Origin of the sequence: Anaeromassilibacillus sp. D41t1_190614_C2 (genome assembly GCF_015558525.1) — a bacterium.
In the GTDB taxonomy this organism is placed as follows: Bacteria; Bacillota; Clostridia; order Oscillospirales; family Acutalibacteraceae; genus Anaeromassilibacillus; species Anaeromassilibacillus stercoravium.
The window spans coordinates 90,048-109,873 of the sequence record NZ_JADMOD010000007.1 but is presented as its reverse complement, the minus strand read 5'-3'; the positions used below and the strand labels follow the sequence as shown (position 1 = coordinate 109,873).

At 50.4% G+C, this 19,826-nt stretch carries 17 protein-coding genes, 1 tRNA gene and 2 pseudogenes; 12 read left to right on the top strand and 8 right to left on the bottom strand.

Going from position 1 to position 19,826, the window contains the following annotated elements; genetic code table 11:
- Nucleotides 1–216: 216 nt before the first annotated feature.
- Nucleotides 217–510, top strand: a complete 294-nt coding sequence (locus I2G69_RS07530) for a hypothetical protein (protein ID WP_195560524.1) — start codon at nucleotides 217–219, stop codon at nucleotides 508–510.
- A 2-nt stretch (nucleotides 511–512) separates the two neighbouring features.
- Nucleotides 513–1,730 carry an MFS transporter gene (locus tag I2G69_RS07525; RefSeq protein ID WP_195560523.1) on the top strand — a complete coding sequence of 406 codons (1,218 nt, stop codon included), beginning with the start codon at nucleotides 513–515 and terminating at the stop codon, nucleotides 1,728–1,730.
- Nucleotides 1,731–1,966: 236 nt separating this feature from the next.
- On the opposite strand, the gene I2G69_RS07520 is transcribed toward I2G69_RS07525, so the two are convergent.
- Nucleotides 1,967–3,655, bottom strand: coding sequence for a cyclic-di-AMP receptor (locus tag I2G69_RS07520; RefSeq protein ID WP_087232556.1), 1,689 nt, complete (start codon nucleotides 3,653–3,655; stop codon nucleotides 1,967–1,969).
- Nucleotides 3,656–4,123: 468 nt separating this feature from the next.
- Here I2G69_RS07520 and I2G69_RS07515 point away from each other — a divergent pair, with 468 nt between their 5' ends.
- The 4 genes and pseudogenes from I2G69_RS07515 (at nucleotide 4,124) to I2G69_RS07500 (ending at nucleotide 6,657) form a co-directional block, all read left to right on the top strand.
- Nucleotides 4,124–4,999 carry a LysR family transcriptional regulator gene (locus tag I2G69_RS07515; RefSeq protein ID WP_195560522.1) on the top strand — a complete coding sequence of 292 codons (876 nt, stop codon included), beginning with the start codon at nucleotides 4,124–4,126 and terminating at the stop codon, nucleotides 4,997–4,999.
- Nucleotides 4,983–5,738: pseudogene (locus I2G69_RS07510) on the top strand (VaFE repeat-containing surface-anchored protein); the annotation flags it as partial. The gene I2G69_RS07515 and the pseudogene I2G69_RS07510, both read left to right, overlap by 17 nt.
- Before the next feature lie 190 nt (nucleotides 5,739–5,928).
- Nucleotides 5,929–6,255, top strand: coding sequence for a YdcP family protein (locus tag I2G69_RS07505; protein WP_195560521.1), 327 nt, complete (start codon nucleotides 5,929–5,931; stop codon nucleotides 6,253–6,255).
- A 15-nt stretch (nucleotides 6,256–6,270) separates the two neighbouring features.
- Nucleotides 6,271–6,657, top strand: coding sequence for a YdcP family protein (locus tag I2G69_RS07500; protein WP_021401038.1), 387 nt, complete (start codon nucleotides 6,271–6,273; stop codon nucleotides 6,655–6,657).
- Between the two features lie 207 nt (nucleotides 6,658–6,864).
- On the opposite strand, the gene I2G69_RS07495 is transcribed toward I2G69_RS07500, so the two are convergent.
- Complete coding sequence (locus tag I2G69_RS07495; protein ID WP_195560520.1) at nucleotides 6,865–7,038, bottom strand: hypothetical protein; 174 nt, start codon at nucleotides 7,036–7,038, stop codon at nucleotides 6,865–6,867.
- A 13-nt stretch (nucleotides 7,039–7,051) separates the two neighbouring features.
- On the bottom strand, nucleotides 7,052–7,366 hold the full coding sequence (locus I2G69_RS07490; protein ID WP_330610156.1) for a type II toxin-antitoxin system PemK/MazF family toxin: 315 nt from the start codon (nucleotides 7,364–7,366) through the stop codon (nucleotides 7,052–7,054).
- A 55-nt stretch (nucleotides 7,367–7,421) separates the two neighbouring features.
- On the opposite strand from I2G69_RS07490, the gene I2G69_RS07485 reads away from it, so the two are divergent.
- On the top strand, nucleotides 7,422–10,208 hold the full coding sequence (locus I2G69_RS07485) for a DEAD/DEAH box helicase (protein WP_243254913.1): 2,787 nt from the start codon (nucleotides 7,422–7,424) through the stop codon (nucleotides 10,206–10,208).
- 187 nt (nucleotides 10,209–10,395) lie between these two features.
- Here I2G69_RS07485 and I2G69_RS07480 read toward each other — a convergent pair whose 3' ends face one another.
- Genes I2G69_RS07480 through I2G69_RS07470 form a run of 3 tightly spaced genes read right to left on the bottom strand, consistent with a single transcriptional unit; the run spans nucleotide 10,396 to nucleotide 13,580 of the window.
- Entirely contained in the window at nucleotides 10,396–11,751 is a 1,356-nt protein-coding gene (locus tag I2G69_RS07480; RefSeq protein WP_195560519.1) for an ATP-binding protein, read from the bottom strand.
- On the bottom strand, nucleotides 11,744–12,664 hold the full coding sequence (locus I2G69_RS07475) for a hypothetical protein (protein WP_195560518.1): 921 nt from the start codon (nucleotides 12,662–12,664) through the stop codon (nucleotides 11,744–11,746). The genes I2G69_RS07480 and I2G69_RS07475 overlap by 8 nt, the downstream gene beginning before the upstream one ends.
- A gap of 55 nt (nucleotides 12,665–12,719) precedes the next feature.
- On the bottom strand, nucleotides 12,720–13,580 hold the full coding sequence (locus I2G69_RS07470) for a sigma-70 family RNA polymerase sigma factor (RefSeq protein ID WP_195560517.1): 861 nt from the start codon (nucleotides 13,578–13,580) through the stop codon (nucleotides 12,720–12,722).
- A gap of 326 nt (nucleotides 13,581–13,906) precedes the next feature.
- On the opposite strand from I2G69_RS07470, the gene I2G69_RS07465 reads away from it, so the two are divergent.
- The 5 genes and pseudogenes from I2G69_RS07465 to I2G69_RS14525 all read left to right on the top strand — a co-directional run.
- A complete protein-coding gene (locus tag I2G69_RS07465; RefSeq protein ID WP_195560516.1) occupies nucleotides 13,907–14,527 on the top strand; it encodes a CHC2 zinc finger domain-containing protein in 621 nt (206 codons plus the stop codon).
- Entirely contained in the window at nucleotides 14,505–15,887 is a 1,383-nt protein-coding gene (locus I2G69_RS07460; protein WP_195560539.1) for a DNA primase family protein, read from the top strand. The genes I2G69_RS07465 and I2G69_RS07460 overlap by 23 nt, the downstream gene beginning before the upstream one ends.
- Nucleotides 15,888–16,324: 437 nt before the next feature.
- Entirely contained in the window at nucleotides 16,325–17,602 is a 1,278-nt protein-coding gene (locus I2G69_RS07455) for a plasmid recombination protein (RefSeq protein WP_195560515.1), read from the top strand.
- Between the two features lie 17 nt (nucleotides 17,603–17,619).
- Nucleotides 17,620–17,946: a hypothetical protein gene (locus I2G69_RS14235; protein WP_243254912.1), complete on the top strand. Its 327-nt coding sequence runs from the start codon at nucleotides 17,620–17,622 to the stop codon at nucleotides 17,944–17,946.
- Nucleotides 17,947–18,146: 200 nt separating this feature from the next.
- Nucleotides 18,147–18,554, top strand: a pseudogene (locus tag I2G69_RS14525) (DUF4368 domain-containing protein); the annotation flags it as partial.
- 224 nt (nucleotides 18,555–18,778) lie between these two features.
- On the opposite strand, the gene I2G69_RS07440 reads toward I2G69_RS14525, so the two are convergent.
- Both I2G69_RS07440 and I2G69_RS07435 read right to left on the bottom strand, forming a co-directional pair.
- Nucleotides 18,779–18,865 (bottom strand) — tRNA-Leu (locus I2G69_RS07440).
- A gap of 165 nt (nucleotides 18,866–19,030) precedes the next feature.
- The gene (locus I2G69_RS07435; RefSeq protein ID WP_087234760.1) at nucleotides 19,031–19,822 is read right to left on the bottom strand and encodes an RnfABCDGE type electron transport complex subunit B; all 792 of its coding nucleotides are present in this window, start codon (nucleotides 19,820–19,822) and stop codon (nucleotides 19,031–19,033) included.
- Between the last annotated feature and the right edge of the window lie 4 nt (nucleotides 19,823–19,826).

Genomic DNA, 19,826 nt, shown 5'->3' with positions numbered 1-19,826 from the left:
TGCTTTGCGGCAATTTTATTTTTAGAGATATACATTCATTCAGACGGTATGATTGGTATGCTATTATCCATTACACACCGTCAAAAGCTCGGAGAGGAGGGCGCTACAGAAGAATGATCTTCCCTATGGACAACTTATTAAACATCTTTGCGGGAAACGGAAATTCCTGTTCAGCAATCTGTTTGTATGACATAGAAAACATGGAGGTGTATTGTCATGAAAGAAAAAATATTTGATCAAAAAATCGAAGAAGCAGCCAATCGGTTTGAGGATTGGATAGAAGCTTCGGCAGATACGTTCGAGCGAGAATTGACCCGCACATGGAATGAACATTTCCTTTTCCGTTTTGTCACCAAGGGGATAACGATCGCCATTGAACTCGGCCTCATCATAAGTGCCTATCACTTGGTAAAACACGGACGCAAAGTTTCTGCCATCTTGTGCGCATGTTTAGGAATGGCGGGCCTGGCAGTAGAGCTAATAACCGCGTTCATTTCTCAGAGGAAGTGACGATGGAACAGAAATTATTCACCCGTAATTTTACTTTTCTAATTTTAGGCCAAGTCAGCTCCCTGATCGGCAATTCTACGCTGAAATTTGCGCTATCCATGTATGTGTTGGAGCAAACGGGTTCGGCCTCCATTTTTGCGAGTCTCTTGGCCTTGGCTATGCTGCCCACCATCTTGCTTTCGCCCTTCGGAGGGATCTTGGCAGACCGGGCCAATCGCCGCAATGTTATGGTAGCGTTGGATACGTTTTCTGGATTATCCGTATTAATCGCCACTGTGATCTTACCGTTTGGCTATGATATATTCGTGATTGGCGCTTTATTGGTGATCCTTTCTGTGTTAGGTGCCTTTGAATCCCCCACGGTTCAGGCCTGCATTCCGCAGATGCTCTCCGGAGATAACCTGATGAAAGGAAACGCGGCGGTCAATCAGGTGGCGGCCATTGCCTCCCTGGTCACCCCATTTTGGGGCAGCCTCGTTTATACAGCCTTTGGCCTGATACCCGTCCTTTATGGGGCGGTGGTCTGCTTCTTTTTCACCGCAGTTCTAGAGTGTTTCATCCGCCTGGAGCACCAAAAATCCGACTGCAGCATGCGCATTGGTACGATCGTAAAAGAGGATTTTTCCGTCAGCATACACTTCCTTCGCTGGGAACAGCCCAACATCCTCAAGTTGCTCTTACTGGCCGCGTTGGTAAGCCTATTCGTGGCAGGAACCGCTGTGGTGGGCTTTCCCTATCTCGTGCGAACCGCTTTGGGCCTCTCAGCCGAGCTCTACGGCGCGGCAGAAAGCGCTATGGGCGTAGCGGCGATCCTGGGCAGCTTATGCGTAGGTCTATTCGCACAAAAGCTGCGCCCACACAACCTTGCCGCTATTTTTATCTCCTTTGGTATTTGTATGTTTCCCGCTGGCATCGCTTTTGGGCTGCCGGTTGGCCCTTTGGGGAAATACATCATTCTTCTGGCCATGTTCTGCATCTGTCAGTTTGGGTGCAGCATCTTTTCCACCTATGCCATTTCCATCATTCAAGCGAGGACGCCGGAACACTTGATGGGAAAAGTCATGTCCTATGTGTTCACCCTTTCGATGTGTGCCCAACCCATTGGACAAATCGTCTATGGGGCACTCTTCGACCTATTTTCCGACCGTCCTTATTGGGTACTACTTCCCAGCGGCCTTCTGGTGTGCGCTATTGGCCTAGCTTCCGCTAGATTTTTTTAAAATTTGAAACATACTAACCCTCCCCGATCGCTTCTGTCGCGCTGCATGGCCAGGCATGTAGGAAGGTATCCTTCTTCCATGCCCGCGAACATGCAAAGCGCACGAAATGGGGCAACAAAAAAGGTTGGCAAAATTGCCAACCCTTCATGTATATTATTGCAAAAGGAAACTACTAGCCGTCTCCGGCCTTCCTTGCGAAGCAGCCTAGAATGCCGCTAAACAATCTCCTATCGCTTTTATATCTTCTCGAACGCTGTCACATCCGAAATAAAAACAGTTGCCCCTCCTACTGTCACTTGCGCCGGATAGGATACCGACGGCGTGGCAAGCTGAATTGGTGAAGAAATCGCCTCTGTCCTCCGGGAACAGTGCAGTCTTAGGATCTCCATGACCTGTGGCACTAACCGTTCTTCCGTTCCAATCAGCAGCGTGGTATTCCCTCCTGAAAGGAATCCCCCGGAAGAGGCCATTCGGGTAAAGTAGTATCCTGCTTCCGTCAAAGCAGAGCAGGCGTCTGCGGCATCCCGCCGGTTTACAATTGCGGTAATCATCTTCATAACAACATCTCCTTGCCCGGTGCTTTGCACAGTTTGTTTTTGGGGCGAACCCCAACTTTTGATACAACGTATGTACAGCGCCATCCCCAAAGTCCCAGTGACACATTCTGCCACCGGAAATGCGATCCAGGTATAGGCCAATCCAATCCTGGAAAACAGCCAGAATAATGGGATCAAGCAACCAATCTGTCTGGTCAAGGAAAGGATCACGCTGGGAACCGCCGCTCCAATGGATTGAAAAAACACCGGCAGAATCAGCGAAAATGCAGCGGGCACAAAGCTGGTGCCGATAATCCGGAAGGCTGGGATTCCAATCTGGATAACCTGTTCATTTGACGTAAAAATCCGCAGGAGCGTTTCAGGGATCAGCTCAAAGCAAGCTACACCAACCAGCATCAATCCCGCGGCGAGCAACACAGAATATTTTATAATCTTCTGGCAGCGGGGATATGCTTTTTTCGCAAAGGTATAGCTTAGAAATGGTACGATACAGGTCTGTAGCCCCGATAGGGGGATAAAGAAAAATGATTGGATTTTATAGTAAAGTCCAAGGACTGTCACTGCATCGTCAGAAAAACCCGAGAGGATCAAGTTTAGAGCAATGATATATACTGTATAAAGCATCTGCATCAGAATAGAGGCATATCCGAGCTGATAGATCCGCCTCGTGTAGAAGCGCATCTCCCGCCAGGCCGGCGGCTTACGGCAGGCGGAAAAAGTGATCACTGCTGCTAGAATCTGCCCCGCCACTGTGGCATATGCAGCTCCTGCAATCCCCATCTTAGGAATAGGCCCCAGGCCAAAGATCAAAATGGGGTCCAAAACAATATTCACCAACGCACCTGCGATCTGGGCCACCATAGGCAGGCGCATATTTCCCCTGGCCTGGTGTACTTTGCTCCAAGTACTCTCCAAAAATACGCCAAAGCTTCCAATGCACACAATATAGCCATAGGTCCGGGCTTCTTGCGCCACTACAGAAGATTGTGTCGATATACCTACAAATGGCGCCATCAGCAGCCCACTCAACACTGCGAAAACTAGCCAACTGATTGCTGCCAACATTGTGCCCGTCCCTGCTGTGCCCAAAGCGCGTTTGGCCTTTCCCTGTCCATCATATCGGGAAATGAGGGTGTTCACACCTACACCTGTACCAACCGCCACCGCCGTAATAATTAACTGCACAGGATACAGGATTGAAAGGGCCGTAAGGCCTTCTGCCGAGTATTGTCCCACAAAGAAACTATCCACAATGTTGTAAAGGGATTGAATCAACTGAGCCAACATGACCGGTGGCGCTATATGCAGCAGCACAGAACCCACCCGGTCTGTGTCAAACACATTTTTCTCAGTTTCCACCTTACTCACTGAAATTCCCCTCCTGCAAAACTGTCCCCAGGACCTGATGATATGGGACAATCAGCCCCACCATAGCTTTCCTTCATCCGCCCTATTTGGGATTTGGCAAAGCGATTATAACCACCGTCTTTTATTTTGTCAAGGGAACAGAGTGATTTTTTCAAAAAATCCTTTCAAGCCACCCGTACTCTTTGAAAAATGTATACAGGAAGGCGGTTGCATAACCATCCACTTCTTTTACAGACTTGCACCCCTCTTTTTATCCGCATATAATGATAAATAAATTGAGAATAGCCAGGAATAAATGTATAAAGCTTTGGGAGACCAGATCATGGGGAATAAGGCCGTGCGAAAACGCGGTCACCCATCTGGAATTACTCAAGGCGTGGATGCAAGCGTTCTATAAAGATGGACGGCCTATACATATAGACAAAATGCCAACTGCACAATGTCTTGGTGAAAGGAAAGGTGGGCCCCTTGTATAACCCTCAGTTAGAAACATTCCTTTGTGTGGCAGAATCCGGAAGCTTTAATAAAGCTGCGGAGAAGTTATTTATTTCACCTCCGGCTGTTATCAAACAGATCAATTTGCTGGAAGAAAACCTAGGCTTACAACTTTTTCTCCGTACGCATCGGGGGATACAGCTCACGGAAGCAGGAAAATCTTTGTATCAGGATGCAAAATATGTGATTCAATACTGTAAGGATTCTGTAACAAGGGCAAGAAACGCCATGCGAAAAACAGACGATGTCATCCGTATTGGCACCTCCCCTATGACGCCAGCCCAGGTACTAGTGGAGCTATGGCCAAAACTACAGAATTACTGTCCTGGCACGAAATTTCATCTGGTACCTTTCGACAACACACCCGAAAATGCGCGAGAGATTCTTGGAAACCTCGGGCAGAACATCGACGTAGTGGCCGGCATCTTCGATGAGACAATGCTGAATTTGCGCCAGTGCGAGGGATTGGAAATTTCCCGGGAACCTATCTGTTGTGCAGTGTCGGTTCACCACCGGTTGGCTCAAAAGGATTTTCTGACCATACAAGATCTGTATGGGGAAAAACTGATGTTAATACAGCGGGGGTGGAGTCATTCTGTCGACCTGCTTCGGGATAACCTTTGGAAAAATTATCCACAGATTGAAATTGTGGATTTCAATTTCTATGACGTAAACGCCTTTAACCAGTGTGAGAACAACAACTGCGTACTGATGGCGGTTCCGAAGTGGCAGTATGTCCATCCTCTTCTGAAAATCTTACCTGTAGATTGGGGATATACGATTCCATATGGGCTGCTACATTCTCCAGCGCCTTCCCCAGTAGTCAAGCAATACCTTTACCGCCGATGATGAAGAAATGAAAGTGGAAATTTCCTATACATTCAATGCGTCTGATTTAGGTGGTCAGAACCTTGTAACCTTTGAGGAACTTTACGACCTTTCCAATGAGGACGAGCCTGTCAAGGTGGCGGAACACAAGGACATTGACGACGAGGGACAGACGGTGCTTATCACGGAGCGTATCATCTCTATCCATACCACAGCGACCAGCGAGGACGGAAAGAAAGAGATTGAAGCAGGAAAAGACGTGACAATCATTGATACCGTTACCCTTGATGGATTGGAAATCGGCACAAAGTATCAGCTCAAAGGCTGGCAGATGATTAAGGACGAAAACGCCGTGCTTATCATCAACGGAGAGCGTGTCGAGAATGACTATACCTTTACCGCCGACAGAGAAAGCATGAAAGTCCAGATTGCCTTTACTTTCGACGCTTCCGAGCTGGGCGGAAAAGAGCTTGTGACCTTTGAGGAATTATACGATTTGAGTAATCCAGATGAACCGACAAAGGTTACAGAGCATAAGGACATTGAGGACGGCGGGCAGACGGTAACAATCACAGAAGTACCAGAAACGCCAGAAGAACCAGCAGAGCCAGAACAGCCGACCACACCAGATACACCGACAAAAACAAGCGACGCTCCAAAGACAGGCGACAATACAAACATTGCCTTATTCTTAGGGCTTCTTATCCTCTCTGGTGCAGGCGTGGCAGGAACATACTTCTTCAAGCGTAGACGTTCCTAATCGGGTGGTCTGCTTATGATGATGAAGAAATCACGTTCCCCGCCGTATGGACTTGTAACAGGAAATGAAAATTGAAACTGTTTCTTTTCTGTTCTTCTGCTTGCAGATCAACGGAAAAGAACAGTCCACTAGGGGCGTGGGGAGTGTAGCTCCCCACATATCAATCACAGAAAGAAATGAGGTAGAACACATGAAATTAAAATATATCGTGCCAAATATGGCACAGACTTTTGGAAATTTGGAGTTTGCAGGAGAAAATGACGTGGAGCAACAGCGTGTCAATGGTCGCTTTGTTCCCGTGACAAGAAGCTATAACCTGTATTCCGACATTCAGAGAGCCGACGACATTATCGTGGTGCTTCCCGCAAAGGCTGGGGAAAAACGCTTCAAGTATGAGCAAAAAGTCAAGCTAATCAATCCTAAGATTACCGCCGAGGGAAAGAATGTGCGAGGTCGTGGCTACACAAACTATATCTTAACGGCTGATGATATGCTTCCAGCCGAGGAAAATAAGTAAAGGGGGTATCAGATTATGAGATTAGCGAATGGAATTGTATTAGATAAGGAAAAGACTTTCGGAGTATTAAAGTTCTCCGCATTAAGACATGAGGTGCGTGTGGAGAATGAGGACGGGACGACCACCGAGGAAATCAAGCGTAGAACCTATGATTTGAAGTGCAGTCAGCAGGAACGCACGATACAGGTATCTATCCCAGCGGAAATCCCTGTCAAGGACTATCCGTACAACGCCGAGGTGGAGCTTATCAATCCTGTTGCCGACACTGTGGCAAACGCCAACTACCGAGGGGCAGACGTGGAATGGTACATCAAGGCAGACGACATTGTATTGAAGAATAAAGGCGGTCAGCCCGCAGGAAATCCGCAGAACCACGCTCCGCAGGGACAGCAGAAAAAATAATCAGCAAAGCATATTTTCATTGTAGGTGATACTGATTCACAATGCTGTTGCTGTCGCCTTGAACATCGTCATCCCGAGAAAGACGGGGATATAAAGCTGTGATTCCGTGGTTTTTCTTTGACTGCATACTTCCTCCTTTCTGGCAGTCAGACAAATATATTTCATATTAAGTGTACCGCTATCCTTTCAAGCACGCAAAGGTGCGAATTACTTTTTTCCACTGTGGTTCATAATATCTTCTGACAAAATCAACCGTTTCAATTTGTCTGCAAAATCCTCTGTCGGGATTTTATCATCAGGGGTTTGGAAGCTGGCTGAAACCTGATACTTGACATTGTTGACCGCATATTCCGTATTTTCCTGTAAATGATCGTGTTCCATATCGCAAGCCCCCTTATTTCTTTTCATTATCCTTTGGCTTCTGCACAACCTCGTAATCAAAGCCCCGGCGCTGGCCGCAGTAGGTGCAAATGTCTTTTTCGGTGCTATTGGCATTGATCCGGCGCAAAAAATAAGAACCTGTGCCAAAAAAATTGTTGGCGCAGGTCGGGCAAAGGCACATAATTAAGTTTTCCGGCATTTCCTCCATCAAACCGACGCTGACAGCCAACGCACGATTGATCTCACGGATATGGTGGGAATCTACCCGCCCGATATATCGTTCCAACCGACGCTTATCCAAGGTGCGAAGCTGCTCCAACAGGACGATAGATGGGGCGGTTAAGCCTACTGTGTTTGCTTCTATAAAGTAATGGGTCGGAAGTTTGGGCAGTTATCATAGAACGCATGCGCCACAGGTGGTTTCCTTTACTGCTCCGACCGGAGCTGGAAAGACCATCATCATGTCTGCGCTGATTGAAAGCATCCTATATGGCGATGACTCCTACGCAGAGCAACCGAATGCAATCATTGTCTGGCTTTCGGATTCTCCGCAGCTGAACGAGCAGTCCAAGCTGAAGATCGATTCTAAGGCCGATAAAATCCGCCTTTCGCAGTGTGTGACAGTAACGGAGGACTCTTTTGACAAGGAGACTTTCGAGGACGGGCATATCTATTTCTTAAATACGCAGAAGCTATCTGTTACATCAAGGCTCACCAAAAATGGTGATAACCGTTCCTATACCATTTGGGAAACGCTGGCCAATACCGTCAGAGATAAGAGTGACCGCCTATACTTCATTATCGATGAGGCACATCGTGGTATGCAGGGTCGTGAAGCCAGCAAAGCCACGACAATCATGCAGAAGTTCATCAAGGGTAGTGACGAGGATCATATCCCGCCGATGCCTGTGGTGATCGGTATGTCCGCAACGACTCAACGGTTCAATGCTCTGGTCGAGGGCACAGCTTCAACTATACATAAGGCCATTGTCACTGCGGACGAGGTGCGGGCGTCCGGACTTTTAAAAGACCGCATTGTTATCACTTACCCGGAGGCCAGCGCGGTCAACAATGATATGGCTATCCTGCAGGCGGCAGCAGACGATTGGAAGGAAAAGTGGGAGCACTGGACGCAGTATTGTTTTGAGCAGCATTACGCCTATGTGAATCCAATTCTGATCATTCAGGTTTTGAATGGAACCGGCGGTAAATTGACCGATACCAATCTGGATGATTGCATCGCAAAGATTGAGGAGCGGACAGGCTTCAAGCTGGAAAGCGGTCAGGTAGTTCACACTTTCGGAGGAACAACTGCCTCCCTTACGGTAAATGGAATTGAAGTACGTTATGAGGAACCTTCCCGCATCGCTGATGATCGGAATATCCGTGTTGTCTTCTTTAAAGAAAATTTGTCCACAGGCTGGGATTGCCCAAGGGCAGAGACCATGATGTCCTTCAAACACGCAAATGACGCCACGTATATCGCACAACTTCTCGGACGCATGGTCAGAACCCCGATGCAGATGCATATTCAGGTCGATGATGTCCTGAATGATGTGCACCTCTATTTACCGTACTTTAACGAGGAAACTGTCAAAGACGTTGTAGAGGCATTGCAGAGCACTGAGGGTGGAGATATTCTGACAGACGTTTTTGGTGAGTCATTATCTGAAAAGCGCTTCGAGACCTTAACTGTCAAACCAAAGAAGAAAACGCAAACGTCAATTCCGGGACAGATGACTTTGGAGGTGTTTGCAAATCAAAATACTGAGACACAGCCTTTGGCACCCATAACAGATACGCAGGGTGAGTCTGCTCCGGTACAACAGCAAACACAAATTCCGGATGCAGTCGAGGTGACACCAGCACAGCCTGCTGCGACACTCCCACGGATGAGCACCGAGAGTCCACAGGCCGTTCAGCCAGATGTTACACCGATAGCAGATGCTCAGCCGAGCGCAACTGTTACATCTGAAACTGCGGCTCCGGATAGTCGGGCAGAGGATTTATTTGACCGTGAAGCAGTTATGAAGTTCATCAATGATGCCGGTCTGCTTTCTTATAATGTCAGAGCGCTCCGGATTAACGATTATCTTAAATCGCTATATCGGATGGCGCACCTGCTTAGCACATCCAAACTGCGCCGTGAGGCAATCAGAGAGGTGCAGAATGAGATTGTCCAGATGATTCATGATTATGTGGAAGGTCTGAAAGCTAAGGACAAGTACGATGACCTTGTGCAGCAGGTAAAACAGTTCAAGCTGTCCACGCAAATTTTTGATGTCTTCGGTGAGACCGTGGACAACTATTCTGTTCATGATATGTTTACGACGACCGATACAGATATTGAGCGTCAGTTCCAGATTGCCGATGTGAAACTGGGGCGCGAAGGCATCGGCATGGTGTATGGCAATAAATATGGCGACTTAAGTGACCCAACAGCCTTTAAGGTAGATGTCATTCTTTTTGTCGCTGACGAAGATTGTATGGATAGGCTTCATGCCTATGCGGAGAAACGTTTCCATGGACTAAATGATGATTATCGCAGGTACATTGCCACCATTGACTCAGAAAAAATTCGCCGTGACTACGACAGCATTGTGTCCGACGGCGATGTGGTAAGTAAGCACAATTTTCGCCTTCCTGAGACAATTCAGGTGCCACATGAAGCTGGCGGCAAAGAATACAGAGACCATTTGTTCGTCAACGAAACCACTGGAACAGCAAAGCTGAAGCTAAACGGCTGGGAGGCCGATCTGATTGCCGAGGAAGAAAAGCGACCGGATTTTGTCTGCTGGATTCGTAATCCTTCCAGAGCGTCGTGGGCGCTTTGCATCCCATATGAAATTGATGGAGAAATCAAACCGACGTATCCTGATTTTATCGTAGTTCGTCAGGACGAACGCCTCGGTTATGTGATTGATATTCTTGAGCCACACAGCGCAGACTTTAAGGATAACCTCGGAAAAGCAAAGGGCTTTGCTGAATACGCAAGACAGAATCCGGGTGTCGGCAGAATCCAGCTTATCCGCATGAGCAAGGATTCAGCCGGAAGAAACCAGTTCAAACGATTGGATATGTACCGGACAGCGATCCGCGACAAGGTGTCTCATGCGATCAATACTGATGAGCTGGATCACATCTTCGATACGGACGGAGTCATCGAATAAGAATCATTGCCTTTCGCATAAAAAACTGGTCGGTTTCAGCTAAAGATTGCCCAGCGCTTACTGATCCAGCGAAACAGGTATACCACACAACGGCATACACAATCAAATAATCGGCAAAAATATCCATTGAATTATCAGCGATGCCCTCGCAGCAAGCCTTATCAGCCTGCCGCGAGGGCACTTTGTTTTATTTGAGTAATTTCCAGTATCCTTTGCGGTCGGAACCAACACGCTCGATTAAGCCGTTCTCTTTGAGCATTTTCAATCTTAGCGATACGGTTTTCCGGCTCAAGGACAGGTTTTCAGAAAGAAAAGTCGTTGTGTAAGCCGGGTCAACTGCAAGAAGATTCAAGATTTTGAGCGATGTTTCGTCCAAGGTATCTGTCACTTTATCTGTTACCTTTTCTGTCACCCTACCGGTAACAGAACGGATGACCCGATCTTCCGGCGCGGTGAATTTGATCATAATGTCGCCGGGATTGATGGTATATTCCGGCTGCGGCACGCCGTCCTTTTCACAGGCAGAGCAGATTTTTTCAATGCCACGTCCCCAGCTCTCAATAAAGCCTGCCAGATAGAACACATGGGCAATGTTGGGGTTGTAGGGGCTGGAAGCGTGCTTGCTCATCAGGTTTTCGAGCGTCCAGTTTTCCGGCAGGCATCCGCAGTTTGCAATATACAGCTTATCTTCATACACGCTGATCTGGATAGGCACGCCGGATTGATACTGCTTGTGGCACAGGGCGTTCAGCAAGGCTTCCCGCAGGGCTTCCTCCGGCACAAAGTAGCGCTCGATCCGCTGCATCCCCTCATACGTGATTTTGCCCTTCATGTACTTGAGGTACACCAGCTCTACGATCTTGTCGATCTGTTCCAGAATAGAGCCGTGTATCTCATCCTGATACAGCAAGTCGGCGTCCGTTTCAAAGTAGCCGATTTTCACATATGCGCCCAGTTGCCATTTCTCCGGGTCTTTGCTGAACAGCAGCATGGCCGCATTGGTCAGGTACGGGCCGTTCATCAGGTGCAGCTTTTCCATCAGCGCATCTTTGGGTTCATCCAACACGCTTTGGTCAATGCGTCCTTTTTTGGCGGCCCATTGCTTGAAGTGGGCAACAACTTCATCGTCCACATCATTCATCGAAAAAGCCGGGAGCGGTAAATTGTCCCAGGTCGCGCCCCGCTTGCGCATGAGGAAGGCTTCCAGCGCCGGGCCGGTCAAAATCTGCCTGGTGCTGCCGCTGCGGTAGTAGTAGACGCCTTTGCAGGAGATACCGATAGGATACGGCGGTACGTCAATCTCGATATATTCCTTACCATCCTTGTCCAACAGGTTGACGCCGACAATAATACCCATCGCGTCCCGGATTTTATTGGGAATATCCTCCAGCAGCTTGCGGGCATTGGGCAAGCCAACGACGTTTCCCTCGTCATCGCAGCCGATATAAATTTTCCCGCCCTGCGCATTGGCGTAGCCGCAAATCCATTCAAGATATTCGTCTTTCCATCTGCTTTTCCATTCCGTGTTCTGGCTCTCAGGCATTTTCGTCACCGTCCTGTTCTTTATGTTTTCCCCGGCTCTTATAGACATTATACTGGTTCTTGCACCGTGCGCTGCAAAACGCGGCGTTCGTTCGATTGCTCATAAACACTTTCTGACAGTGCTTGCACAGCCGCAGCGGCCTTGCATCGTCCACCAACATGAAGCTGAACATCATCTGGATGCCCAGCAAAAGTGAGTGGAAGTCCCAGTAGATCGTCGGCTTTTCCAGCAGCTCGATGTGGTAGCTGGGCGCGATCCCGCCAAAGACCGCCATCGCCTTGCGGTACAGGTTCCGGGTTCCCTCGTCGATGGAATCGTAGTCGTGGTAGTACAAAATGGAGGTCGTCAACGTGAAGGCCCAGTCCTTGAACTGTTGTGCCACCCAGTCATAGGGTTCCGCGTACTCCCGCTGGAAGCTCATAGTTTTCGCCATCGGCTCGTCGGCAAAGGTCATGGTCAGCGCGATCATCGCGCGGTCGCCGGAAACCGTCCAGTCGGATTTCACACCCTTTTTCACCACATCCAGCTTGTCAAAGGGATAGAACAACGCCAGGTAATCCTCCGTTTCCATCGTCTCCGCCTTGATGAAGTGGTTCTTCGGCAGATAGACCGCTTCATAGTCCATGAAGGACGGCGTGGTGGGCAGCGCCGTCATCAACCCCAGCAGGCCATACTTTGTGACAAAATTCAAAATTTCCGTTTCCACGTCAACGTCCGTCCTGCGGCCCATCATCAACATACCGACATTGAGGGCGTCCAGCACCATGCCGGGCATCTCGTTCATGGGATTATACACATCGGGCTTCGCACCTTTGGCCGGTGTGATGTACCGCTTCCCATCGGCGGCAGTTTTCAGCTCATAGCGGTCATATCGCACCCAATGGGAGTGCGACTGCTCAAACAGATTTTTCATGGCCTCACCCCTATACAATGTAACCCGTATCTGTATTAACCATATTACCATTCTATCAGCCGTCTTTGCCGCCGTCAAGGGCGGCTTTTTTCTTGCGCCGTTTGGTCTTGTTTTCCCGGCGTATCACGGCGTCTTTGCCTTTTGCACCCAGCAGCGCGGCATATTCCTCCAGAAACTGCCGCTCCCGCAGCGTCAGGCTTTTGCCCTTGTCCTGCATCTGGCATAGATGGGCATGCAGCTTCTTTTGCAGTTTTTTTCGGATGGTGTTGCGCACCTTGCGGATGTTGCGGTCAGACTGGCCGCGCATCTGCGCCAGCTGGGCGGTGCTGTACAACCGAATCGAGAGAAAATAGAGAATCTCCTTGTGATCCTCGCTCAGTTCCTCGATCATCTGGGACAGAAACGCATTGGCGGTCAGCTGGTGCATCTCATACGGGCAGTCAAAGAGAATGTCCAGAAAGTTGCCGCTGGACAGCTGCCGTACCGCCGGATTGTTCAGCCAGCGCGGTATGATCTTCGGCTCCGACACCGCTTGATACTCCAGCGGCACATCACCGCGCAGGTTTTCGTGATCCCGTTCCCGGCGCTCCCGGTTGCGGTCGAGCTTGTTCCATTCCTCCACCACAACGGCGAAGTCTTCTGCTGTCCGGGCGGCATCCTCCAAACGGCGCAGCGCCTCGGCCCGCAGCTCCCGTTTCAGCCGCTTTGCGCTGGTGGGCGCGGCTTCTTCCTCCGCGTTTTCCAGTTCAGCGTCGTAGTCGATGGGGTGTTCGTCTTGCTCCAGTTCGCTTTCCAGCTCTACGGCGCGTTCCTGTTCCAGCTCCTGCGCCAGTGTATCGTCTGCCAGCGCATCGTCCCACCCGGCGAAGCCATCCGCCGCATCCAGCAGGCTGTCATCGTCCAGTATCAGCGCCATGACCTCGCCTCCCTCAAAAAACAATTTTGTTCTTCTGCGAAAACGGTTCCGCTTTGCACCCACTTTTTCTCCTATTAGTAGAGGAAGTAACCCAAGCAATAAATAAACGGGTTACAAAATTGCTGACAGGCAAGAGAAAGGAGGAACCGCGCCATGATAATTCACCGCAAGTAGCTGTGCGCTCTAGCAGTTACACAAAACGGAACTGTTCACATTATACAACGTCTGTGCCGAAGGCGCAAGAAAGAGAGGTTCAATGGCAGAAACGAAGGGCATCTTTTTTGACGCGGCATATTGGCCGGACAATCGATAAGGAGGAGAACAAGATGGATCTGTTTGAACTTGTAAAAGCATCCGTTACAATAAAGCAAGCCGCCAAACACTACGGCTGCAAGGTCAACCGGGGCGATATGATCTGCTGCCCCTTCCACGATGACCGATATCCCAGCATGAAGCTGAACAGAGATTACTTCTATTGCTTCGGCTGCGGGGCCACCGGCGATGTGATAGACTTTGTGGCGCGGCTGTTTGGCCTGAGCAGCTACGAGGCCGCAAAGAAGTTGGCCTATGACTTCGGCATCGACCCGGACAAGCCCCCGGCAGCGATGGCGCTGAAAAAGCCCTATCCGCTGGCGCGGGCCTTCCGGGATGACGAGATGTACTGCCAGCGGGTGCTGTGTGATTATCTGCGCCTGTTGGAACGCTGGAAGGTCGAGTACGCCCCGCAATCACCGGAGGACGACCTGGACAACCGCTTTGTGGAGGCGTGTCAGATGATCGAGTATGTAAATCACTTGTTGGACGTTCTCATGTATGCAGAATTAGAACAACGTGTGAAGGCGGTGGACACGCTGCTGGAGGATGGCGACATCACCGTGCTGGAACAGCGGCTCAAATGTCTGGAAAAGGAGGTATGCCACCGTGATGAAGAACGAGCAATCGCGTGAGGTCAACCAGCCCATCTGGTTTGACGGCAAGCATATCAACGAAGCCCTGTTTTGTGATGATTTCCTCAGCAGACACAAAATCATCTACACAAACGGGGCTTTTTTCACACCTGACGGTCGAGTGACCAACGACTTGCCGCTGCGCAGCGAAATCTTTGACGAACTGCGTTGCTGCGCGGTGAGCAATATTCCGCGTAAGATCAGCAACATTGTGGAGCTGATGAAGCTGGCGGCGCTGGTGGAGGATTTTCCGCCGGAGACAGACCGCATCCATCTGGCGAACGGGACACTGTTCCTTGACGGCAACTTCATAGAGGGCAAGCCGGAGATCGTTCGCAACCGCCTGCCAGTAGCCTACAATCCCGAAGCCCCCACACCGACCCGCTGGCTGGCTTTTTTGGATGGACTTCTTTACCCGGAGGACATTCCCACTTTGCAGGAATATATCGGCTACTGCCTGGTCCCCAGCAACAAAGGTCAGCGGATGATGGCCATCAAAGGCAGCGGCGGCGAAGGAAAGAGCCAGATCGGCGCGGTGCTGTCGGCCCTGTTCGGCAGCAACATGAAGGACGGCAGCATCGGCAAAATCTCCGAAAACCGTTTCGCCCGCGCTGACCTGGAACACATTCTGCTGTGTGTCGATGACGATATGCGAATGGAGGCGCTGCGCCAGACAAACTATGTCAAATCCATCGTCACCGCACAGGGCAAGATGGATTTGGAGCGCAAAGGCAAACAGAGCTACCAGGGGTGGATGTCTTCCCGCTTGCTGGCGTTCAGCAACGGCGACTTGCAGGCCCTCTTTGACCACAGCGACGGCTTTTACCGGCGGCAGCTCGTTCTAACCACGAAGGAGAAGCCGGTAAATCGTGTGGACGACCCCGACATTGCCGAGAAGATGAAAACAGAGATCGAGGGCATCTTTCTCTGGGCCTTTGCCGGATTGCAGCGGCTGGTGGCAAACAACTTCAAGTTCACCGAGAGCCAGCGCACCAGAGAAAACCGGGAATCCGTCAAGCGGGACAACAACAATGTGTTCGATTTTCTGGAATCCGAGGGCTATATCCGGCTGAAAGCGGATGCAACCATCAGCTCCAAGGAGCTGTATGAAGTGTACCAAATTTTCTGCGCTGAAAACGACTTAACTGCGCTAAAGCCCCGCAGCTTCAGCGATGCCGTGATCGCCAGCCAAGGCAAGTACAATCTCGAATACTGCAACAATGTGACCAACGCCGCCGGTCGCCGGGTGCGGGGATTTTTCGGGATCGAGGCGCTGGTGCATCCGAATATGTCGGTGTTTTCCGGTGATTCGCTGCGTACGTACGTACCGAAGGACAAGCCGGAAGGATTGCAGGGCTGAGCCGCTGTACGTACGTACGCAGCGGTTCGCCCCATTCTCTTGCAGTATCCAATTACACCGAACTGTGCAGCTGGCCGATGCCCTGGGGTACGACATTGTATGGCAGCGCCGCGCCAAACCGTGACTCTCGTCCCCATCGCAAGCAGCGCGCTGCTTGTGATGGGCCGTCAGCGAAGGCCTCCGCGTGATCGCTGACACCAAAGGGCTGCGCTCCGGCACAGGAGAGCAGCTCTTTGTGCTGAATATGTAAAAGCAGCGGGGGTGGATTTTTCATATCCAGCGGCGGCCACCGCAGTGGACGCAACTCCCCCTCGGAGAGCCCACGGCACTTTGCAGCCCTCCGGGATGAAAGTGTTATAGTGGGTTATTACACTTCCCGCAGGAAGTACATCCCCGCCCCGCAGCCGTCCACGCCCCAACGAAAGGAGTTGATTTTTATGGCCAGAAATGATGGAATCGACCGTACAAGCGCCAGAAATGTGGATGTCCCGGACAAGGACATCGGCAACACCCAAAAGCACAACGAACGGGAAAAAGACAGCTACCGCAACCCCGATATTGTCCCGGAACGCACTCCGCTTAATATCCACTTCAAAGCCCCCACCGCCAGCTACACGGAGATGTTCCGGCAGATGGAGCAGGAGAAAATCGTCTCCACCCGCGGGCTGAAACCCGATGCCACCCACTTCGGCGAGCTGATCTTCGATGTGAACTCCGCCTACTTCCACAACCACGGCGGCTATGAATTTGCCAGGCAGTTTTACGCCGATGCCTACAAAGCCGCCGTGGAGATCGTGGGCGGGGAGCAGTATATCCTTTCTGCCGTGATGCACGCTGATGAGATCAACCGGGCCATGTCCGAGGCGCTGGGCCAGGAGGTGTATCACTACCACCTCCATGTGGTCTATGTGCCGGTGGTGGAAAAACAGATCCTTTGGAGCAAACGCTGCAAGGACAAGTCTTTGGTCGGCACAGTGAAGGAGACCGTCATGCAGGTCAGCCGGAGCAAGAAATGGATGTCCAAGCCCGCCCTCGATGCCAATGGAAACCCGGTCTTGCAAAAGAACGGAAAGCCCGTCTTGAAAAAGTCCTACAGTGTGCTGCAAGATGATTTTTTCCATTTTATGCGCGCCGCCGGGTATACCGATGTGGAACGCGGCGAGCGAGGCAGCACCGAAGAGCATCTGACCGTGACCCAGTTCAAGGTGCAGGCGGAGCAGCAGCGGCTGGAGGCTGTGACCGCCCAGGTGGCCCAGGCGGAGCATACGCTGAACGCCACCGAGGCCGCCGCGCAGAAAAAGGCGAAGGAGCTGAAATCCCTCCAAGGCCAGACCAAAGAACAGCGCACGGTCGCCCTGACCGTAGAGGAGATCCAGTCAATGGGCAAGAAAAATCCCATCACGGGAAACATTTCGCTGACGCCGCAGGAGTGCAGCACACTAAAAACCTACGCAGTCAATAGCATTACCGCCAAGGCCGACAACGGCAGGTTGCAGGAACGGCTGGTTTCCGCCCAAAAAAGCGCCGCGATTTGGAAACAGCGGTATGAATCGCTGAGCGAAAAATATCAGGAACTAAAAAAGAGCGTCCAGCCCTATCTGGACGCCGTGAAGCTCGCACCGGAAAGGGTGCGGGCTTTTCTTGTGGCCGTTTTGACCCACACCCCGCAAACAAGACAGCCTGTCCACCGCCGCGGGCAGGATATGGAACTTTGATCGATGGAGGTCGCTATATGAAAAAACAAAACGATTTTATTAACGAAATGGACGATGGGTATATCGACATCGAATCCTGCTTTGACCCGGTTTTCGAGCCGCCGGCAGAACTCCTGGAAGCATGGAGCAAGCGGTATGAGGGGCCGGAACCGACCTTGGAAAACACATCGTTTTATGTCGTTGGCCCGGATGACACGAAGTATTTCTACTGTGGGAATCTCTGCATCAAAATCTCTGAGCATTTTGCGGATGGAGGCAAACAGATGGACGAGCTGGTGGAGGACGCCGTCCGCCACCATGCGGGCCGGGACAGCAGCGCCCCGGCCTTTTTGAATGCCGTTTAAGTGAAGAAAGAGCAATGACTGATCGTTGAATCGCACCCGTGCTTACAGTATAATAGACGTAGAAGTATATCAATCATCCGAACAGCGCCATTGAGTATTTCAACTGTTCAAACTACCGGGGAAACCGTGGCACCTGTAATGAAACGCACTACGTTTGTGCCGATTCGTTGGAACAGGTTGTCCTTTTGGAACTGAACCGTATGGTAAGCTACCTACAGGAAAACGAGGAAGAGTTTGCTGAACTGCTTGCCCGGAAAACCTCGCAGGATTATGAGCGTGAAAAACGCTTCCGCCAGCAGAAGCTGGCCGAACTGAACGCCCGATACAGTGAGGTTGATATGCTTTTTGAGCGCACCTACGAGGACAATGTAAGCGGTAAACTCTCCGATGAACGCTTCATGAAGCTGTCGCAAAGGTATGACGAGGAGCAGCAATCCCTCAAAAAAGAAATCGCAGAGCTGGAAAGCATCTGCGACAAAGAGGACAGCCGGGTGTATTCAAAAAATCAGTTTCTAAAAGCGGTTCGGAAGTTTATACAGATGAAAACCTTAACGCCTACTATGCTTCACGAATTGGTAGAACGGATTGATGTCTACCACATTCAGGGGACAGGAAAAAAACAGGACGCAGCGCCTTGTGATCCACTACAAGTTTGTCGGCGTATTGGATTTGCCGAAAAGCCCCGTTCTGCCGGAGAATGTCGTTCTCAACAGCAGACAGGGCGTAGAAATAGAATATCTGGTTGGAAAAGCCGGATAAATGAGAAAAGGAGCAGCCCTTTCGGACTACTCCTTTACATAGGAATGTTCAGTTGCGTTATGAACATTCAAACTGGTGCCGGTGGCCGGACTCGAACCGGCACGGTGTCGCCACCGGTGGATTTTGAGTCCACTACGTCTGCCAATTCCATCACACCGGCATGTAACGGTAAAGATTATACAACAAAAGCGATGAAAAAGCAACTGTTTTTTTCATAATTTTTTTAAAAAGAAGCCCTATTTTTCCGTTCTCTTTTGTAAAGACACTAAAGATAGCGGAATTTTAGGGCTTCTTCTTTTCACCAATGGGAAAGTGGCATCAAAATTTACTCCAGCATCGCCAGGCAATGACGTGGGCATGCCTCCACACATTTTCCACATCCCACGCACTTTTCTGGATCTACAGTAGCGTGGAAGTTTTCCACTTTGATTGCTCCCACTTCACAGACTTTTTGGCATTTCATACATCCAATGCAGCCTACTTTACAGACCTTGTTGGTCGAAGCACCCTTGTCGCAATTGCTGCAGCGGACAATCGCCTGCCGCTTTAGGGGAACCAATGTGATAAGATGCTTTGGACATGCCTTCACACACATGGAACACCCCTTGCAGCGCGATGGATCGACACGGGCAACCCCATTACATACTTCGATCGCGCCATACGCGCAAGCTTGTACACAATCGCCCATCCCCATACAGCCATAGCGACAGCTGGAAACGCCTCCAGCTAGCTGTGCAGCAGCAGTACAACTCTGGATGCCTTCATACTCCATCTTATCGCTTGTATTGTCATAGCTGCCAAGACATTTGACCACTGCGACTTTTGCTTCAACAGCCACATCCGCCAAACCAAGATATTGGGAAACGGTCTTGGCCACCTCTGCCCCACCGGGGGCACAGAGGCCGGGCTTTGCTTCTCCGTGGGCCAAAGCCTTTGCATAACCGGAACATCCGGAAAACCCGCAGGCACCGCAATTGGCCCCTGGAAGCATTTCCTCAATGGCCTCCGCTTTTTCATCCTTTGGTACAGCCAACAGAATCGAGGCAATTGCCAAGCCCAGGCCAGCAATCAAACCGATCACCACCACAATGACAACAGGAACCCATAATTGACTCATCTCT

Excerpts from the sequence above, each read along its gene's own strand:
- I2G69_RS14235 (WP_243254912.1), top strand. The coding sequence starts at position 17,620 with ATGAAAAAACAAAACGATTTTATTAACGAAATGGACGATGGGTATATC.
- I2G69_RS07505 (WP_195560521.1), top strand. The coding sequence starts at position 5,929 with ATGAAATTAAAATATATCGTGCCAAATATGGCACAGACTTTTGGAAAT.
- I2G69_RS07470 (WP_195560517.1), bottom strand. The coding sequence starts at position 13,580 with ATGGCGCTGATACTGGACGATGACAGCCTGCTGGATGCGGCGGATGGC.
- I2G69_RS07460 (WP_195560539.1), top strand. The coding sequence starts at position 14,505 with ATGAAGAACGAGCAATCGCGTGAGGTCAACCAGCCCATCTGGTTTGAC.
- I2G69_RS07465 (WP_195560516.1), top strand. The coding sequence starts at position 13,907 with ATGGATCTGTTTGAACTTGTAAAAGCATCCGTTACAATAAAGCAAGCC.
- I2G69_RS07480 (WP_195560519.1), bottom strand. The coding sequence starts at position 11,751 with ATGCCTGAGAGCCAGAACACGGAATGGAAAAGCAGATGGAAAGACGAA.
- I2G69_RS07530 (WP_195560524.1), top strand. The coding sequence starts at position 217 with ATGAAAGAAAAAATATTTGATCAAAAAATCGAAGAAGCAGCCAATCGG.
- I2G69_RS07500 (WP_021401038.1), top strand. The coding sequence starts at position 6,271 with ATGAGATTAGCGAATGGAATTGTATTAGATAAGGAAAAGACTTTCGGA.
- I2G69_RS07495 (WP_195560520.1), bottom strand. The coding sequence starts at position 7,038 with ATGGAACACGATCATTTACAGGAAAATACGGAATATGCGGTCAACAAT.
- I2G69_RS07455 (WP_195560515.1), top strand. The coding sequence starts at position 16,325 with ATGGCCAGAAATGATGGAATCGACCGTACAAGCGCCAGAAATGTGGAT.
- I2G69_RS07525 (WP_195560523.1), top strand. The coding sequence starts at position 513 with ATGGAACAGAAATTATTCACCCGTAATTTTACTTTTCTAATTTTAGGC.
- I2G69_RS07435 (WP_087234760.1), bottom strand. The coding sequence starts at position 19,822 with ATGAGTCAATTATGGGTTCCTGTTGTCATTGTGGTGGTGATCGGTTTG.
- I2G69_RS07475 (WP_195560518.1), bottom strand. The coding sequence starts at position 12,664 with ATGAAAAATCTGTTTGAGCAGTCGCACTCCCATTGGGTGCGATATGAC.